Source organism: Caulobacter sp. GW821-FHT12A07 (assembly GCF_058807655.1).
Genome location: NZ_JBXAQX010000009.1, coordinates 178,029 through 195,796, shown reverse-complemented (window position 1 = coordinate 195,796; position 17,768 = coordinate 178,029). Strand labels below are relative to the sequence as shown.

Annotated in this window: 16 protein-coding genes; 10 read left to right on the top strand and 6 right to left on the bottom strand. The window is 70.8% G+C overall.

Annotated elements, in window-relative coordinates:
* Positions 1-25: 25 nt before the first annotated feature.
* The gene (locus AC1RRS_RS18550; RefSeq protein WP_101716954.1) at positions 26-250 is read left to right on the top strand and encodes a DUF4170 domain-containing protein; all 225 of its coding nucleotides are present in this window, start codon (positions 26-28) and stop codon (positions 248-250) included.
* Positions 251-430: 180 nt separating this feature from the next.
* Here AC1RRS_RS18550 and AC1RRS_RS18545 read toward each other — a convergent pair whose 3' ends face one another.
* The gene (locus tag AC1RRS_RS18545; protein ID WP_492856380.1) at positions 431-1,096 is read right to left on the bottom strand and encodes a fused DSP-PTPase phosphatase/NAD kinase-like protein; all 666 of its coding nucleotides are present in this window, start codon (positions 1,094-1,096) and stop codon (positions 431-433) included.
* A gap of 129 nt (positions 1,097-1,225) precedes the next feature.
* Between AC1RRS_RS18545 and AC1RRS_RS18540 the strand changes: the two genes are divergently transcribed.
* The 5 genes from AC1RRS_RS18540 to lpxK all read left to right on the top strand — a co-directional run bounded on the left by AC1RRS_RS18540 (position 1,226) and on the right by lpxK (position 7,260).
* On the top strand, positions 1,226-3,040 hold the full coding sequence (locus AC1RRS_RS18540) for an ABC transporter ATP-binding protein (RefSeq protein ID WP_492856379.1): 1,815 nt from the start codon (positions 1,226-1,228) through the stop codon (positions 3,038-3,040).
* The gene (locus AC1RRS_RS18535) at positions 3,037-3,735 is read left to right on the top strand and encodes a lysophospholipid acyltransferase family protein (protein WP_492856378.1); all 699 of its coding nucleotides are present in this window, start codon (positions 3,037-3,039) and stop codon (positions 3,733-3,735) included. The genes AC1RRS_RS18540 and AC1RRS_RS18535 overlap by 4 nt, the downstream gene beginning before the upstream one ends.
* Positions 3,736-3,914: 179 nt before the next feature.
* Entirely contained in the window at positions 3,915-4,982 is a 1,068-nt protein-coding gene (locus tag AC1RRS_RS18530; protein ID WP_492856377.1) for a cation diffusion facilitator family transporter, read from the top strand.
* Positions 4,979-6,259 (top strand): 3-deoxy-D-manno-octulosonic acid transferase, encoded by a 1,281-nt coding sequence (locus AC1RRS_RS18525; protein ID WP_492856376.1) that lies wholly within the window; start codon positions 4,979-4,981, stop codon positions 6,257-6,259. The genes AC1RRS_RS18530 and AC1RRS_RS18525 overlap by 4 nt, the downstream gene beginning before the upstream one ends.
* Positions 6,256-7,260: a tetraacyldisaccharide 4'-kinase gene (gene lpxK, locus AC1RRS_RS18520; protein ID WP_492856375.1), complete on the top strand. Its 1,005-nt coding sequence runs from the start codon at positions 6,256-6,258 to the stop codon at positions 7,258-7,260. The genes AC1RRS_RS18525 and lpxK overlap by 4 nt, the downstream gene beginning before the upstream one ends.
* A 122-nt stretch (positions 7,261-7,382) precedes the next feature.
* On the opposite strand, the gene AC1RRS_RS18515 is transcribed toward lpxK, so the two are convergent.
* The 3 genes from AC1RRS_RS18515 to purD all read right to left on the bottom strand — a co-directional run bounded on the left by AC1RRS_RS18515 (position 7,383) and on the right by purD (position 11,475).
* Positions 7,383-8,693, bottom strand: a complete 1,311-nt coding sequence (locus AC1RRS_RS18515) for a metal-dependent hydrolase family protein (RefSeq protein WP_492856374.1) — start codon at positions 8,691-8,693, stop codon at positions 7,383-7,385.
* A 226-nt stretch (positions 8,694-8,919) separates the two neighbouring features.
* Complete coding sequence (locus tag AC1RRS_RS18510; RefSeq protein WP_492856373.1) at positions 8,920-9,996, bottom strand: phosphotransferase family protein; 1,077 nt, start codon at positions 9,994-9,996, stop codon at positions 8,920-8,922.
* Between the two features lie 204 nt (positions 9,997-10,200).
* Entirely contained in the window at positions 10,201-11,475 is a 1,275-nt protein-coding gene (gene purD, locus AC1RRS_RS18505) for a phosphoribosylamine--glycine ligase (protein WP_492856372.1), read from the bottom strand.
* A 175-nt stretch (positions 11,476-11,650) separates the two neighbouring features.
* Between purD and AC1RRS_RS18500 the strand changes: the two genes are divergently transcribed.
* Both AC1RRS_RS18500 and AC1RRS_RS18495 read left to right on the top strand, forming a co-directional pair.
* Positions 11,651-13,279, top strand: coding sequence for a PAS domain-containing sensor histidine kinase (locus AC1RRS_RS18500; RefSeq protein ID WP_492856371.1), 1,629 nt, complete (start codon positions 11,651-11,653; stop codon positions 13,277-13,279).
* A 281-nt stretch (positions 13,280-13,560) separates the two neighbouring features.
* A complete protein-coding gene (locus tag AC1RRS_RS18495; RefSeq protein ID WP_492856370.1) occupies positions 13,561-14,181 on the top strand; it encodes a cysteine hydrolase family protein in 621 nt (206 codons plus the stop codon).
* On the opposite strand, the gene AC1RRS_RS18490 is transcribed toward AC1RRS_RS18495, so the two are convergent.
* Complete coding sequence (locus AC1RRS_RS18490) at positions 14,178-14,843, bottom strand: cation efflux transmembrane domain-containing protein (RefSeq protein ID WP_492856369.1); 666 nt, start codon at positions 14,841-14,843, stop codon at positions 14,178-14,180. The genes AC1RRS_RS18495 and AC1RRS_RS18490 overlap by 4 nt on opposite strands.
* Positions 14,844-14,921: 78 nt before the next feature.
* Here AC1RRS_RS18490 and AC1RRS_RS18485 point away from each other — a divergent pair, with 78 nt between their 5' ends.
* Both AC1RRS_RS18485 and AC1RRS_RS18480 read left to right on the top strand, forming a co-directional pair.
* Positions 14,922-15,314, top strand: a complete 393-nt coding sequence (locus AC1RRS_RS18485; RefSeq protein ID WP_492856368.1) for a MerR family transcriptional regulator — start codon at positions 14,922-14,924, stop codon at positions 15,312-15,314.
* A gap of 110 nt (positions 15,315-15,424) precedes the next feature.
* On the top strand, positions 15,425-17,008 hold the full coding sequence (locus tag AC1RRS_RS18480) for a hypothetical protein (RefSeq protein ID WP_492856367.1): 1,584 nt from the start codon (positions 15,425-15,427) through the stop codon (positions 17,006-17,008).
* A 61-nt stretch (positions 17,009-17,069) separates the two neighbouring features.
* Here the strand turns inward: AC1RRS_RS18480 and phoB are convergent, their stop codons facing one another.
* A complete protein-coding gene (gene phoB, locus AC1RRS_RS18475; protein WP_110121100.1) occupies positions 17,070-17,762 on the bottom strand; it encodes a phosphate regulon transcriptional regulator PhoB in 693 nt (230 codons plus the stop codon).
* Positions 17,763-17,768 lie beyond the last annotated feature (6 nt).

The window sequence follows — 17,768 nt, the reverse complement described above, 5'->3', positions numbered from 1 at the left end:
AATTTCCGCAGGAACGTGCTCCCCCATGTCCGACAAGCAGCTTCTTCATATCGTGATCGGCGGCGAACTGAAGGATGTCGCCGGAACCGAGTTCCGTGACCTCTCGAAGGTGGAATTCGTCGGCGCCTACCCGACCTACAACGACGCCCACGCCGCCTGGAAGGCCAAGGCGCAGGCCACCGTCGACAACGCCCACGCGCGGTATTTCATCATCCACGCCCACAAGCTGCTGGACCCGAGCGCGGCGTAAAGCCTGATCCTTCTCCCCTTGCGGGAGAAGGTGTCATCCGCAGGATGACGGATGAGGGGTCGCACCCACGAAAAACGCCGCGACAGCTGATCGGCTGTCGCGGCGTCTTGCGTTTGAGAGACCCCTCACCCGACCTCCCTCCGGGAGGCCACCCTCTCCCGCAAGGGGAGAGGGACGATCTCACTCCCGCCGCAGCAGCCTGTCGGTCAGCATCTTGCCGAGCATGCCGGCGCGGAAGGTCTTCTTCATCGCCACCGGATCGTAGTCGTCGCTGTCCACCCACTGGGTGAAGGTCAGGCCCTTGGGCGCGCCGCGCTCCAGGTACTGGTCGAAGGTGTAGTCGAGCACGCCGGTGTTGCCCTCCTTGATGTGGAGGTAGCGGCCCGACAGCTGCTTCTTGGCCTCCTCGATCGGCAGGCCCAGGCGATAGTGGGCGTAGAGCACGCTCATGATGCCCGCCCGGTCGGCTCCCGACTTGCAGTGGATCAGGGCCGGGTACTCGATGGTCTCGAACAGTTCCTTGGCCCCGTGCACGCGGGCGCGGATCGGCACCTCGCGCGAGGTGATGGTGAAGTCGACCATCTTGATGCCCAGACGCTCGCAGGCGTCCTTCTCCAGCGCGTAGAAGCTGCCGTCGAAGCCGCCGCGCAGGTTCACCACCGTCTTGATGCCCTGCTTCTTCCACCAGGCCAGCTGGAACGGCCAGGGCTGGTTGGTGCGCACGAGCTCGGGGCTGACCCAGTGGGCGTTGGTGAAGCCGACACGCAGGTAGGCGTGATCGTTCCACATGTAGTGGAGGTAGGTCTTGAAGCGCCCCCAGCGCGTGGAAAGGTCGAAACCGGCCAAGTGGCGATCCTCTGAAAACGCGCCTAGATAGGGCCCACAGGGGATTATTGCAAAACCCCGTGTCGTTTGCCGCTGCACTGCGGCGCCGGCGTCCTTGACAGCCCCCTTTCGAAATCCGACCCCTCGCCCATGACAGACGCCGCCGAGACCGAGACCTCCAACCGCGCCCTGGCCGCGCGGGTCTGGCGCGACTTCCTGCGGCCGCGCTGGAAGGGACTGCTGGTTTCCCTGGCCGCCGCCGTGATCGTGGCGACCTTGAGCGGCCAGCTGGCCCAGATCATCCAGCCGGCGATCGACGAGCTGATCACCCATCCCCAGCCGGGCGCCATCTTGCGGATCCCCGCGATCATCGCCGCCCTGGCGATCGGACGCGGCCTGTTCCAGGTGCTGCAATCGGTGCTGATCAGCCGCATCGGCAACGGCGTGGTCGGCGACATGCAGGTGCGCCTGTTCGGCAAGCTGGTCCGGGCCGACCTCGCCCGCCTGCGCGGCGCCCACTCGGGATCCTACGTCTCCTCGGTGCTCTACGACGCCGGCCTGATCCGCGAAGCGGCGACCACGGGCGTGGTCAACTATGTGCGCGAGTTCCTGACCGTGATCGCCGCGCTCTATGTGATGTTCACCCTCGACCCGATCCTGGCGGGCGGCATCATCGTGCTGGCTCCGCTGGCCAGCCTGATCATGCGGCGCTTCTCGAAGAAGACCACCAAGGCCGCCAAGGGCGCGATGGGAGAGACCTCCAACCTGTCGACCGCGATCATGGAGAGCCTGGACGGCATCAAGATCGTCAAGATGGAGAACCGCGAAGCCTATGAAGAGGGCCGGGTCGCCACGGTGGTCGAGCGCCGCCAGCACCACCTGATCAAGGGCAGCAACGCCAAGGCCATGGCCGCGCCGGCCACCGAGGCCTTCACCACCCTGATCGTCGCCGCCGTCTTCGTCTATGCCGGGTGGCGGGCGACCGCCGGCGCCGGCGTTCTGGGCGGCACCCTGACCGCCGGCGCCTTCTTCGCCTTCCTCACCGCCCTGCTGATGGCCGCTCAGTCGCTGCGCCAGGTGGCCAACCTGCAGACGGTGTTCAGCGAAGGCTTCACCGCCGCCCGCCGGCTGTTCGCCGCCCTCGACGTCGCGCCGGCCATCGTCGAGCCGGCCGGCGCCGCCCCCATTCCGCCCGGCGACGGCGTGGTGGTCCTGAACCATGTCGACTTCGCCTATGGCGAAAACGCCCCGGCCCTGTCCGACGTGTCGCTGCACGTGCGCCGGGGCGAGACCGTCGCTCTGGTCGGTCCGTCCGGCGGCGGCAAGAGCTCGATCCTCAACCTGATCCCGCGCTTCTACGACGTCGCCGGCGGCTCGGTGAGCATCGACGGCCACGACGTGCGCTCGGTGACCCTGGCCAGCTTGCGCGACCGCATCGCCCTGGTGACGCAGGAGCCGTTCCTGTTCGACGACACCATCCGCGCCAACATCGCCTACGCCAAGCCGGACGCGACGGACGCGCAGATCGAGGCCGCCGCCGCCCAGGCCGCCGCCCACGACTTCGTCAGCGCCCTGCCCGAAGGCTACGAGACCCGGGTCGGCGAGGCGGGCGCGCGCCTGTCAGGCGGCCAACGCCAGCGCATCGCCATCGCCCGGGCCTTCCTCAAGAACGCTCCGATCCTGCTGCTCGACGAGGCCACCAGCGCGCTGGACACCGAGAGCGAGGCCCTGGTGCAGGCGGCGCTGGAGCGGCTGATGGCCGGCCGCGCCACCATCCTGATCGCCCACCGCCTGTCGACCGTGAAGCACGCCGACCGCATCTACGTGATCGACAAGGGCCGCGTCGTCGAGACCGGAACCCACGCCGGCCTGGTCCGCGCCAAGGGGCTGTACGCCCGTCTGGCCAAGGCCCAGGACCTGGATCACGCGCCCCCCGCTCTCGGCTCCGAGGAGACCGCCTCTTGAGGCCCCTGCGTTCGCCCATCGTCATCAAGATCCTGTCCTCGATCTTCGCCGGCTACACCAAGCTGGTCTTCGCCACCCTGCGCCTGACCGTCGAGGGCCAGGACAAGGCCGAGGGCGTGTGGGCCGAAGGCCGCACCAAGGGCACGGGCGCGATCCTGTGCCTGTGGCACTCGCGCATCCCGCTCTCGCCGCTCAGCTGGCCGCAGAGCCCGGCCCGCCAGGACATGCGCGCCCTGATCTCGCTGTCCAACGACGGCGAGTTCATCGCCCGCACCATGGACAAGCTGGGCTTTCCGGCCATCCGCGGCTCCTCGGCCAAGAAGAGCGACCTGGGCAAGAACAAGCACGGCGAGCAGGCCTTCCGCGACATGATCAAGTGGGTCAAGGACGGCGGCGGCATGGCCATCACCCCCGACGGCCCGCGCGGCCCGGCCGAGCACATGGAAAAGGGCACCCCCACCCTGGCCCGCTTCACCGGCGCCCCGGTGCTGTTCGTCGGCCTGGCCGCCAAGCCCTGCCTGCGCCTGGGCTCCTGGGACCAGACGATGATCCCCCTGCCCTTCGCCAAGGCCGCCATGGTCTGGGATGGCCCGACCGGGGCGGCGCGCGGGGATGATCCCGAGGCGCTGGTGGCCGAATGGGAAGCGCGGCTGTCGGCGGTGACCCGGCGGGCCGAGGAGATCGTGGGGCTTTGATCCTTCTCCCCTTGCGGGAGAAGGTGGCGGCGAAGCCGACGGATGAGGGGTCGAAAGGCCTGTCCGTCGATTTCTGAGAGACCCCTCACCCGACCTCCCTCCGGGAGGCCACCCTCTCCCGCAAGGGGAGAGGGGACGAGTGGATTGATCCCGCACCGCCTTGGTGGGATGTAGACCCCATGCCGCACGACCATCCGGGCCACGACCACGACCATCACGCCCATGGGCACGACCATGGGCATGGGCATGACCATGACCACGATCACGGTCATGACCACGGGCATGACCATGCGGACGGCCACGGTCACGGCCACCATCACGGGCACGGGCATGGCCACAGCCACGGTCACCACGGTCACAGCCACGCCCCGGCCGACTTCGGGCGCGCCTTCGCGATCGGCACGGCGCTGAATCTGGCCTTCGTGGCGGCCGAGGCCCTCGCCGGCTTCGTCACCGGCTCGCTGGCCCTGCTGGCCGACGCCGGCCACAATCTTTCGGACGTGCTGGGCCTCTTGCTGGCCTGGGGCGCGACGGTGCTGGCCAAGCGCGCGCCGACGGGCCGCCGCACCTACGGCCTGCGCAAGGGCACGATCCTGGCTTCGCTGACCAACGCCGCCCTGCTGCTGGTGGCCGTCGGCGCCATCGCCTGGGAAGCCGTGCGCCGCTTCGCCGATCCGCAGCCCGTCGAGACCGGCCCGGTGATGGTCGTCGCCGCCATCGGCATCGCCATCAACACCGCCACGGCCCTGATGTTCATGCGCGGCAGCAAGGACGACCTCAACGTGCGCGGGGCCTTCCTGCACATGGCCGCCGACGCCGCCGTCTCGGCCGGGGTGGTGGTCGCCGCGCTCGCCATGTGGGCCACCGGCTGGCTGTGGCTGGACCCCGTGGTCAGCCTGGCCATCGTCGTGGTCATCGTGCTGGGCACCTGGGGCCTGCTGCGCGACTCCCTGGACCTGGCGCTGGACGCCGCCCCGCGCGGCATCGACCCCAAGGCCGTGGCCGACTGGCTGGCCGCCCGTCCCGGCGTGGCCGAGGTGCACGACCTGCACATCTGGGCCATGAGCACCACCGAGACGGCGATGACCGCCCACATCGTCCGCCCCGACGAGACCGACCACGACCAGTTCCTGCACGACGTCTGCGGCGAGCTTTCCAAGCGCTTCGCCATCGGCCACGCCACGATCCAGATCGAGCGCGGCGGCCACGCCCACCCCTGCGCCCTGGCGGCCGAAGGCAGCGTGTGAGCCTGCCCTTCTCCCTGGCGCTGTACCGCGCCGCGACCACGGCCCTGACGCCGGTCGCCCCGGCCCTGCTGCGCCGCCGGGCGGCCAAGGGCAAGGAAGACCCCGCCCGCCTGAACGAACGCCTGGGCAAGCCCGCCATCCCGCGCCCCGACGGCGTGCTGGTCTGGCTGCACGGGGCCAGCGTCGGCGAGAGCCTGTCGATCCTGCCCCTGGTCGAGCGCCTGCGGGCCGAGCGGCCGCACGCGGCGATCCTGGTCACCTCGGGCACCGTCACCTCGGCCGAGCTGCTGGCCCGGCGACTGCCCGACGGCGCGATCCACCAGTACCTGCCGGTCGACACCCCGGCCGGCGCGGCGCGCTTCCTCGACCACTGGCGGCCCGACCTGGCCGTCTTCGTCGAGAGCGAGCTGTGGCCCAACCTGCTGCTGGCCGCCAAGGCGCGCGGAACCAGGCTGGCGCTCGTCTCGGCCAAGCTGTCGGACAAGAGCTATGGCAGCTGGCAAACCCGCCCCCTGGCGGCGGCCTGGCTGTTCTCGGGCTTCGACCTGATCCTGGCCCAGGACGGCCGCGCCGCCGACCGCTTCGCCAGCCTGGGCGGAACCGTGGCCGGCGAGGCCGACCTGAAGTTCGGCTCGGCCTCCCTGCCGGTCGACGAGGCCGAATACGCCCGCCTGCGCTTCCAGCTGACCGACCGGCCGCTGCTGCTGGCCGCCAGCACCCACTCGGGCGAGGACGAGATCGTGCTCGACGCCGTGGCCGGCTTTCACCTGGCCCCGCGCCTGGTGATCGTCCCCCGCCACCCGGTGCGCGGCGAGGCGATCCTGGAGATGGCCCGCGAGCGCGGCCTCGAGGCCGTCCGCCGCAGCCGCTCGCCCGACACGATGGCCGAGGTGATCGTCGCCGACACCCTGGGCGAGATGGGCCTGTGGTACCGCCTGGCCGACCTGGCCCTGGTCTGCGGCAGCCTGGTCCCCGGGATCGGCGGCCACAATCCGCTGGAGCCGGCGCGGCTGGACTGTCCGGTGGTCTCGGGCCCGCATGTCGAGAACTGGCTGACCGCCTTCGGCGACCTCGCCGCCGTCGAGGGCGTGGCCTATGCCGACGCCTCGGTGCTGGGCGAGCGGCTGTCGGTCCTGCTCGAGACGCCCGAACGGCTGAAGGCCCAGGCCGCCCGCGCCAAGGCCTTCGTCGAGGCCCGCGACGCCGCCGCCCGGGCGGGCCTGTCGCGCATCCTGGAACTGGTCCCCCTCAACCCTGGACCGGAGGCGGCTGCATGAAGCTTTCCACCCCCCGCTGGTGGTACCGCCGCGAAGGCGGCCCCGCTCCCCTGACCCGCGCCCTGCTGACGCCCCTCTCCTGGCTGTGGGCCAGCGCCACGGCCCGCCGCATCGCCAAGGCCAGCCCCGAGGATCCCGGCGCGCCGGTGATCTGCGTCGGCAACCTCACCGCCGGCGGGGTCGGCAAGACGCCGATCGTGCGCGAACTGCTGCTGGTGCTGACCAATGGCGGGGTGGCGGCCCATGGCCTGTCGCGCGGCTACGGCGGTTCGCTGAAGGGGCCGCTGCGGGTGGATCCCGCCCGCCACAAGGCCGGCGAGGTCGGCGACGAGCCGCTGATGCTGGCCCAGGACTTCCCGATCTGGATCTCGCGCGACCGCGTCGCCGGGGCCAAGGCCGCCGCCGCGGCCGGCGCCCAGGTCATCGTCATGGACGACGGCCACCAGAACCCGGATCTGGCCAAGACCCTGTCGCTGGTGGTGGTCGACGGCGAGACCCGCGACGACGAATGGCCGTTCGGCGACGGCCGGGTGTTCCCCGCCGGGCCGATGCGCGAGCCCCTGGCCGTGGGTCTGGCGAGAGCCGACGCGGTGATCGTGCTGCTGCCGGCCGACCTGCCGCAGGCCGATCCGGAGCTGCTGGCCCTGCTGGCCTCCAAGCCCGTGCTGATCGCCCGCCTGGAGCCGGCCGCCCCGCCGCCGGGCGGTCCGCAGGTGGGCTTCGCCGGCGTCGGCAAGCCGTGGAAGGTCGAGCGCGCCCTGCAGGCCGCCGGCTGCGACCTCGTCGACTTCGCCCCCTTCCCCGACCACGGGACCTACAGCGAGGACACCCTGCGCGGCCTCGCCGAACGGGCCCGCGACCTCGGCGCCAGCCTGGTCACGACGGAGAAGGACTGGATCCGCCTGCCCCCCGCCTGGCGCGACCGCGTGGCGGCCTGGCCGGTGCGGGCGCGTTTCGAGGACGAGGAAGCGCTGGCGCGGGTGCTGGCGGGGATTTCGTAGCCGCTGCGCGACCCCCTCAGTCGCTCCGCGACAGCTCCCCCAGAGGGGGAGCATCTGGGGCGTAGATCCTCCCCCTCTGGGGGAGGTGGCCCGGAGGGCCGGAGGGGGTCTCGCGGCGCTAGCTACTTCACCACCACCCCGCCCTTGATCACGTGATCCACCTTCTGGAGCACAGACACGTCGACCAGCGGATCGCCCTCGACCGCGATCAGGTCGGCCGCCTTGCCGGGCGCCAGCGAGCCGGCTTCGGCCGTGATGCCCAGGTGATCGGCCGCGTTGACCGTCGCCGTGCGGATGGCCTCGATCGGCGACAGCCCCGCGCGGGTCAGCAGCACGAACTCATAGGCGTTGTCGCCGTGGGCGCTGACGCCGCTGTCGGTGCCGAAGGCGATCTTGACGCCGCCGTCGTGGGCGCGGCGGGCCATGTCGAGCATCTTGGGGCCGGCTTCCAGGGCCTTGGCGGTCTGGGCGGGCGTGAAGAAGTTGCCCGGGCTGGCGGCGATGCGGGCCACGAAGTCGCCGGCCATCAGGGTCGGCACCAGATAGGCGCCGTTCTTCTTGAAGAGGGCGATGCTCTCGCCGTCGAGATAGGTGCCGTGCTCGATGGAGTCGCCGCCGGCTTTCAGGAAAGCGTTGATGCCGTCCACCCCGTGGGCGTGGGCGGTGACGCGGCGGCCCATGCGGTGGGCGCTCTCGACGATGGCGGCCAGCTCGCTGTCGCTGAACTGCTGCGACAGGCCCGCGGCGGTGTTGGAGAGCACGCCCCCGGTGGCGGTGATCTTGATCACGTCGGCGCCGCGCCAGACCTGCTCGCGCACCGCGCGGCGGCAGTCGTCGGGACCCGAACACACCGACTCCGGCCGCAGCACGTGCATGACGTCCTCGCGGAAGCCGTTGATGTCGCCATGGCCGCCGTGGATCGACACGGCCGAGCCGGCGGCGATGATCCGCGGGCCGACCACGTCGCCGCGCTTGATCCCGGCGCGCAGGGCGAAGATGGCGTCGTTGTCGGCGCCCAGGTCGGCGACGGTGGTGAAGCCCGCCATCAAGGTCTTGCGGGCGTAGCCGGCCCCGATCATGGCCTGGTCGGCGGAAGACTGGGTCACCTCGTCGAGGCGCGAATTGGGGCCCTGCTGGCCCGTCAGGTGCACGTGGCTGTCGATCAGGCCGGGCAGCACGAAGCGGTCCTTCAGATCGACCACCACCCCGCCGGGCTCGGACACATAGCCGTCGGCGATGCGCACCACCTTGCCGTCCTGCACGACCACGGTCTTGGCGGTCTCGACCTTGCCGGTGGCCGGGTCGGCCAGGAGCTTGCCGGCCTGGACGAAGGTCAGGGGGCCTGCTGCCCCATTGGCTGCCTGAGCGGCGGCGAACGACAGGGCGGCGGCCGCGACGCCGAGCGCGGCGGCGGCCAGGGTACGGATACGCATCGAGTTAGGCCCCTCTGGAACGTTTCACCCCTCCCCAGGGGCGTTTGGCGGCAGGATGAGCGCGGCGGCGCGGGGCTGTCACGCCATTTTCTTTCAAGAGATCCTCCCCCTCTGGGGGAGGTGGCCCGGAGGGCCGGAGGGGGGACGTTTTCAGCTTCCGGAGCGGCGGCCGGGTTCCCCCCCACCGATCGCTACGCGATCGCCTCCCCCATAGGGGGAGGTTCCGTTAAGCCGCCCCCGCCCTCTTGGCGAAGCTCCATGCGCCCTTGGCCAGCACCGGCACCCGGGCCTCCATCAGCTGCGCATGGGCGCTGGCGGCCGTGCCGTCGCGCACCCGGCCGACGATGCCCTGGCAGATGCCGGCCAGGCGGAAGAGGTTGTAGCTGAAGTACCAGTCCAGCTGCGGCAGGCCCTGCCGCCCCGTGGCGGCGCAGTAGCGGGCCACGGCCTCGTCGATGGTCGGGATGCCATAGGCCGTCAGGTCGGTGATCTCGGCCAGGCCGCCGCGCTGGTCGGACGGCATCACCCAGTTCATCAGGAAGTAGGTGAAGTCGGCCAGCGGATTGCCCAGGGTCGACAGCTCCCAGTCCAGCACCGCGATCACCTTCGGCTCGGTGGGGTGCAGGATCATGTTGTCGAGGCGGTAGTCGCCATGAACGATCGAGGTCTGGTCATCGGCCGGCGCGCTGGCGGCCAGCCAGTCGATCAGCCGGTCCATCTCCTCGATCTTCGTCGTCTCGCTGGCGCGATACTGCTTGGTCCAGCGGTCGATCTGGCGGGTGAAGTAGTTGCCCGGCTTGCCGTAGTCGGCCAGGCCCACGGCGGCGTAGTCCACGTTATGCAGGGCCGCCAGGGTGTCGATCTGGGCCTCGTAGATCGCCCGACGCTCGGCCGGCTGGTAGTCCGGCAGGGTCCCGTCCCAGAGGATGCGGCCCTCGACGTTGTCCATCACGTAGAAGATCGTGCCGATCACGCCCTCGTCCATGCACAGGGCGTAGGGCCGGGCGACCGGGAAGCGCGCTTGGTGCAGGCCCGAGATCACCTTGAACTCGCGATCCACCGCGTGGGCGCTGGGCAGCAGCTTGCCCGGCGGTTTGCGGCGCAGGACGTAGCGCTTGGCCGGCGTGACCAGCTGGTAGGTGGGATTGCTCTGGCCGCCCTTGAACTGGCGCACCTCCAGCGGACCGGCATAACCCTCGACGTTGGCCTCCAGCCACGCGGCCAGGGCGGCCTCGTCGATCGCGTGGCGCGGATCGACCGGCTTGGTGCCCGAATTCAGCTCCTGAGCGGACGGCTCGGCCACGGCGCTTCACTCCCAACATTTGTTTGAATGGGAGTTTAGAGGGCCGCGAGGCGCGTGCAAGCCTTCCTTCTCCCCTTGCGGGAGAAGGTGGCGGCCGAAGGCCGACGGATGAGGGGTCGAAAGCCCTGTCCGGAGAGGTCTGAGAGACCCCTCACCCGACCTCCTTCGGAGGCCACCCTCTCCCGCAAGGGGAGAGGGAACAGGTCAGAGAGCCCGCCAGCCGATGTCGCTGCGATAGAACCCGCCTTCCAGCGACACCGTGCCCAGCGCCGCATAGGCCACGTCGCGGGCCTCGTGCAGGGTCGCGCCCAGGGCGCAGACGTTGAGCACCCGGCCGCCCGAGGCCACGAGGTTTCCCTCGGCGTCGCGGGTCGTGCCGGCGTGGAAGATCTCGGCCTCGTGGCCGTAGTCGGCCTCGGCGCCCTGGATCAGCCCGCCGGTCTTGGGGGCGTCGGGATAGCCCTCGGCGGCCAGCACCACGCAGATCGCCGCCTCGTCGCGCCACTTGGGCGGCTCGGCGCTCGCCAGTTCGCCCTTGGCGGCCGCCAGCAGGATCGGGACGATGTCGCTCTCCAGGCGCAGCATCAGCACCTGGCATTCCGGATCGCCGAAGCGGGCGTTGTATTCGACGAGCTTGGGCCCCGTCGGGGTCAGCATCAGGCCGGCATAGAGCACGCCCACATACGGATTGCCTTCGGCGGCCATGCCCTCGACGGTCGGCACGATCAGCTCGCGCCAGGCCTGCTCGACCAGGGCGTCGGTCAGCACGGGCGGCGGCGAATAGGTGCCCATGCCGCCGGTGTTGGGGCCCTCGTCGCCGTCATAGGCGCGCTTGTGGTCCTGGGCCGCGCCGAACAGCACGGCGGTCTTGCCGTCGGAGAGGGCGAACAGCGAGGCCTCCTCGCCGTGCATGAACTCCTCGATGACGACGCGGGCGCCGGCCGAGCCGAAGCGGCCGCCCAGCATGTCGACCACCGCGGCGTCGGCCGCCTCGCGCGTCTCGGCGATGACCACGCCCTTGCCGGCGGCCAGGCCGTCGGCCTTGATCACGAACGGCGCTTCCAGGGTGTCGAGGAAAGCGCTCGCGCTGCCTGCGTCCTCGAACACGCCGTAGGCGGCGGTCGGCAGGTCGTGGCGCTTGCAGAAGTCCTTGGTGAAGGCCTTGGAGGTCTCCAGCTGGGCGGCGCGCTGCGATCCGCCGAAGCAGGGGATCCCCACCTCCGCCAGCTTGTCGGCCAGGCCGACCTCCAGCGCCGATTCCGGGCCGACCACCACCAGGTCCGCGCCGATCTCCTTGGCCAGGGCCACCAGGCCGTCGGCGTCGGTCGCCTTGACCGGTTTCAGCTCGGCCACGGCCGCGATGCCCGGATTGCCCGGCGCGGCGACCAGTCGGCCGCACAGCGGCGAGGCCGCGATCTTCCAGGCCAGGGCGTGCTCGCGCCCGCCGGACCCGACGAGGAGGATGGTCAGCTTTTCCATGAGCCGGGGATGTCGCGCGGGCGCGGCCCCGGGTCAAGGTCGGGCTGCGTCCTATCGTCCCGCGCACGCGCCTGCGACGCTTGGCGCCGTTGCCCGCGGCGACGCTCGTAGGCTTCTTTGCGTGCGAATACGCGCGTCGGGGCTGGACGCGCCTGAGGGGGCGAACCGCGAGGTCATGGCCAGAGACAACAACCCGCACGCGCGCGACGCCGCGCCGGCCGACGCCGGCGCGCCCGCCACCTCGTCGACGCCCGAGGCCCTGCACTCCTGGGCCTTCCTCGACGCCGTGGTCGAGAGCGTGCCGGCCATGCTGGTGGTCAAGAACGGCCGCGACGGCCGCTTCGTGCTGGTCAACCGCGCCGGCGAAGAGCTGCTGGGCGTGCCGCGCGAGGCCCTGATCGGCCGCCGCGACGCCGACTTCTTCCCCGCCGACCAGGCCGCCTTCTTCGCCGAGATGGACCGCAAGGTGCTGGAGAGCGACGAGGTGTGGGTCATCGACGAAGAGCCCCTGAAGACCCCGCACAACGGCGACCGCTGGCTGCAGACCAAGAAGATCGCCATCCCCGGCGAGGGCGACGAGAAGCTGCTGCTGATCATCAGCGAGGACATCACCGAGCGGAAGGCCTCGGCCGTGGCCCTGGAGGCCGCGCTGGAGAGCGCCCGCGCCGCCAGCATCGCCAAGAGCGAATTCCTGGCCAATATGAGCCACGAGATCCGCACGCCGCTGAACGGCGTGCTGGGCATGGCCCAGGTGCTGGCCCAGACCGAGCTGACCCCGCGCCAGCGCGAGATGATGGACGTGATCCTGGGCTCTGGCCGCACGCTGAACGCCCTGCTCAGCGACATTCTGGACCTGGCCAAGGTCGAGGCCGGCGAGGTCGGGCTGGAGCCCGCCCCCTTCAACCTGCGCGGCGCGCTGATCGCCACCGCCGCCACCTTCGAGGGCCTGGCCCACCAGAAGGGCCTGAACTTCTCGCTGTTCTTCGACGACGGCTTCCACGACCGGGTTAGCGGCGACGCCCTGAAGTTCGGCCAGATCGTCAGCAATCTGATCAGCAACGCGGTGAAGTTCACCAGCGAGGGCCATGTGGCCGTCCACGCCCGCACCCAGGTCGAGGGCGAGGCCATCCGCCTGGTCGTTACGGTCGAGGACACCGGCGAGGGCTTCACCCCGCAGGTGCAGGCCAGCCTGTTCGAGCGCTTCGTGCAGGGCGACGGCTCGATCACCCGGCGGTTCGGCGGTTCGGGCCTGGGCCTGTCGATCGCCCGGCGCTTCGCCCGGCTGATGGACGGCGACATCGCCTGCCGCTCGACGCCCGGCGAGGGCGCCTGCTTCACCTTCACCGCCCGCCTGGACACCGCCGCCCCCGAAGAGCCCGCGCCCGTCCGTCGTCCGGCCAAGGCGCCCGCCCCCGAGCGCCTGCGCGTGCTGCTGGCCGAGGACCACCCCACCAACCAGCGGGTCGTGGAGCTGATGCTCGACGGCGCCGCCGACCTGGTCATCACCGCCGACGGCGAGGCGGCCCTGGCGGCCTACGAGCGCCAGGCCTTCGACCTGGTTCTGATGGACACCCAGATGCCGGTGATGGACGGCCTGACCGCCATCAGCGAAATCCGCATGCGCGAGCGCGCCGCCGGCCGGCCGCGCATCCCGATCATCTCGCTGACCGCCAACGCCATGCCCCACCAGGTGGAGGCGTGCCTGGCCGCCGGCGCCGACCTGCACCTGGCCAAGCCGATCACCGTCTCGGCCCTGTTCGACAGCATCGCCCAGGCCTGCGACCTGGCCGGGGAAGCGGACTAGGGGGCTGCGGCTCAGGGGTTACGCCACTCTCCTTCCATCCCGTCATTCCCGCCCTTGTGGCGGGAACCCCTGGTTCCGCTTCCACGTGAGGCGCAAGCGGCGTGCTGAGCACGCCGCCCCATCCGCCCTTGCGGCTGACAGAGGGGTTCTCGCCACAAGGGCGAGAATGACGGGAGTTTGGGAGGCGAGGGTAAACTCGTCACACCCGCCACGACCGGATCATCCAAGCCCCGCCCGCCGATCGCGCGTCTCCTGAAGGCCTCGCCGCCGGGAGCCCCGCCATGAGCCTCGCCTATCCCCAGGGCCGCACCGCCCTGCTGTTCGTCGATCCCTACAACGACTTCCTGGCCGACGGCGGCAAGCTGTGGCCCAGGGTGGCGGCGACGGAGGGCGCCGAAGGCCTGCACGGGCGGCTGAAGGCCGTGGTCGCCGCGGCGCGGAGCGCGGGCCTGCCCCTGTTCGTCGTGCCCCACCACCGCTTCGCCCTGGGCGATCTGGACGGCTGGAAGCATCCCTCGCCCTATCTGCAGGGCAGCGCCCAGGCCCTGGTGTTCGAGAAGGACGCCTGGGGCGGGGAGTGGCATCCCGACTTCGCGCCCCTGCCCGGCGACGTGATCGTGACCGAGCACTGGGGATCAAGCGGCTTCGCCAACACCGACCTCGACTACCGCCTCAAGCAGCGCGAGATCACCCACGTGATCCTGATCGGCCTGGTGGCCAACACCTGCATCGAAGGCACCGGCCGCTTCGCCGCCGAGCTGGGCTATCACGTCACCCTGGTCACCGACGCCACGGCGGCGTTCTCGGACGAGGCCCTGCACGCGGCCCACGCCATCAACGCCCCGACCTACGCCCACGCCATCGTGACGGTTGAGGAGGTTACGGCCTCGCTCGGCGCCTAGCGGCTGCGTGTCGCGACGCTGAAGCGGGGCGCCGGCGGGGCTTTGACCTGACGCAGTTCGGCGCGGGCCTGGCGGACGATCTGCCAGCCGCCCTGCAAGGCCAGGCCCGCCATCACCGCGGCCACCGCCAGGTCGGGCCAGCGCGAGCCCGTGCCCAGCACGCCGGCGGCCGCCAGCATCACCGCCACGTTGCCGATGGCGTCGTTGCGCGAGCAGATCCACACCGAGCGCATGTTGGCGTCGCCGGTGCGGAAGCCGAACAGCAGCGCCGCCACCCCGACATTGGCGACCAGGGCGATCAGCCCCAGGGTCCCCATCACCGGCGCCTCGGGCGTGCGGCCGGCGATCACGCCCCAGACGGTCATGGCCGACACCCAGCCGCCGAACAGCAGCATGGTCGCGCCCTTCAGCAGCGCCGCCCGCGCCCGCCAGGTCAGGGCCAAGCCCGCCACGCCCAGGCTGATGGCGTAGTTGGCCGCGTCGCCCAAAAAATCCAGGGAGTCGGCCTGCAGCGCCGCCGAGCCTGACAGCAGGCCCGCCGCGCCCTCGGCCAGGAACATGCCGCCGTTGATCACGAGGGCGATCCACAGCGCCAGCCGCCAGCGCCCCGACGGCGCGGGGGCGTCGGCCTTGCACAGATCATCGCCGCAGCAGTCAGCCATCTGGAGCCTCCTTCAAAGAGGCCCTATGTCTGCACCCTGTAGTCGCTACAGGGTCAAGCGCTCCGCTCGGAGGTTCTCATGTCTTCCATCGGCGATCTTTCCCGCCGCACCGGCGTGCCGGTCGAGACCATCCGCTATTACGAGCGCATGGGCCTGCTGCCCGAGCCGCCCCGTACCGACGGCAACTATCGCGCCTACGAGGCCGCGCACGAACGGCGGCTGGCCTTCGTCAAGCGCTCGCGGGATCTGGGCTTCGGCCTGGACCGCATCCGCGCCCTACTCGACCTGGCCGACGCGACCGACCGCCCCTGCGGCGAGGTCGACGCCCTGGCCCGCGACCAGCTGGCCGAGGTCGAACGCAAGATCGCCGACCTGCAGGCCATGCGCGAGGAACTGCGCGACATGCTCGACCACTGCCACAGCGACACGGTGGCCGACTGCGGAATCCTGGAGCGGCTGCGAGGGCGCTAGGCCGGTCGGCTCGGCGACCGATATAGACGCAGCGATGCGGAACAATACCTGAACCGACGGCCTGGCCGGCGGCATTTTTCAAGCCTTTTCAAAGTTCAGGATATTTTCCCATGGTCACCTACACCCAACCGGGCGCCGGCGCGGCGACGCGCTCCGTCGACGCCAAGATCGCCGAGATCCGCTCGGCCGAGGACTACGGCGCGGCCGGGACCGGCGCCGGCGACGACGGCCCCGCCCTGCAATCGGCCCTCGCCAGCTACACGGCCGGCGCCCTCACCGGCGGCAAGGTCAAGGCCGCCGGCCGCTATCGCGTCGCCACCTCGGTCGCCCTGCCCCAGGGCGCGGTGCTGAGCGGCGACGACGTCAGCCCCGAGCAGCCTCGCGTCGGCCAGTCGATCTTCGACCGCCCCTCGCTGATCCGTCTCGTGCCCAGCGCCACCGTCACCCTCGGCCGGGGCGCGGCGATCGAGAACCTGTCGATCGTGCAGGACCTGCCCGACACCAGCGAGCCGCCGCTGAACGACACGGCGATCACCGCCCTGCTGGCCGACTACAGCGGCGTCGGCGTCACCGCCAACCGCACCGGCGGGGCCGTGCGCAACGCCTTCGTCGCGGGCTTCGACACCTGCGTCCTGGCCGACATGGCCGCCCCGGCCGGCGGCACGGGCATCGACGGCGGCCGGATCAATCTCAGCAACCTGCGGCTGGACGGCAAGAACGGCGTCCGTCTCAAGGGCGCCAGGGACGTCTCGCGCATCGTCGACGTCCACTTCTGGCCGTTCGTCACCGCGCATGTGAACGACGCCACCAAGGCCAATCTCAAGCGCCCCGGCGTCGGCCTCTATCTGGAGGGGACCAACGAGTTCACCTGCATCGAGCGCTTCTTCGCCTTCGGGGCCGCGCGCGGCATGGTGTTCGACGGCGCCAACGACGTCTTCGCCACCGACTGCCAGATCGACCATCCCGACGCCGTCGGCAATGTCGCGGTCGATATCCTCAACGGCGCCTACGCCATCCACCTGGTCAACCTGCACACCGAGGCTCAGCAGGTGGGCGTGCGGATCAACAGCGTCGGCCCGGCCGGCGCCCAAGGCGCCGCCCGCGAGGTCGTGGCCGACATTCGGGGCGGCCGCATCGTCGCGACGGACATCTGCGTCGACATCCAGAACGGCGACACGCTGATCGACGGCGTGGTCTTCCGTGCGGCGGCGGTCAAGATCCGAGTGGGCGCGATCGCCGACAACGTCACGATCGTCAATCCGGTGTTCGACGACGCGGGCGTGGCGATCAGGATCGACGCGGGCTTCACCGGCCGCTGCAAGATCGACCTTGGCCTGCCGTGTCTGGGAACGCCGGTGTTCGACATCCCCGACGCCCTGATCACCGCGGGCCGGGTGGTGATCCACGACCCGTACAACTACACGGGCAAGGCGGCGGTCAGCGCCCAGTCGGAACGCAACGCCGGCAAGCTCAATGTCGGGACGGCCGCCCTGACCGCGACGATGTTCGGCGTGATCCAGGCCTCGGTAGCGGCCGGTTCGCCCCACTACGCCTTCTGGAAGGACGACGGCGCCGACAACGCCAAGCTGGGCGACATCGTGTTCGACGGCCAGAAGTTCTACGCGCGCCGGCTCAGCAACGACGGCCTGACGGTGCGGAGCGCGGTCATGATCGCCGACACCAGCGGGTCCTGATCCAGCATCAGGCGCACGATGGGAAGGGGGACGGCGCGCGACGCGCCGTCCCCTCTTTCCGTCAGGCCGCCTCGACGTCCAGCGAGTAGCCGGCCGAGCGGACGGTGCGGATCGGGTCGGCTTCGGCGGCGCCGTTCAGGGCCTTGCGCAGGCGGCCGATGTGGACGTCGACGGTGCGGGCCTCGACATAGACGTCCGAGCCCCAGACGGCGTCCAGCAGCTGTTCGCGGCTGAACACCCGGCCCGGGTGCTGCATCAGGTAGTCGAGCAGGCGGAACTCGGTGGGGCCGAGATGCACTTCCTTGCCCTGCCGCTTCACGCGGTGGGCCACCCGGTCGATGATGATGTCGCCGACCGTGATGCGGTCGTCGGCCAGGGCCGGACGGATGCGGCGCATGACGGCGCGGACGCGGGCGGTCAGTTCGACCATCGAGAACGGCTTGACCACGTAGTCGTCGGCGCCGGTGTCCAGGCCGCGGATGCGGTCGCTCTCCTCACCCCGGGCCGTCAGCATGATGATCGGCACGTTGCGGGTGTCGGTGCGGCCGCGCAGGCGGCGGCAGACCTCGATGCCCGAGACCTTGGGCAGCATCCAGTCGAGGATGACGAGGTCCGGCGCGCGCTCGCTGGCCAGGGTCAGGGCTTCCTCGCCATCGGCGGCCACCGAGACCTGGTAGCCTTCCTTGTCGAGATTGTAGTGCAGGAGGGTGGCCAGGGCGTCCTCGTCCTCGACCACCAGAACGTACGGAGTCACGTCGAC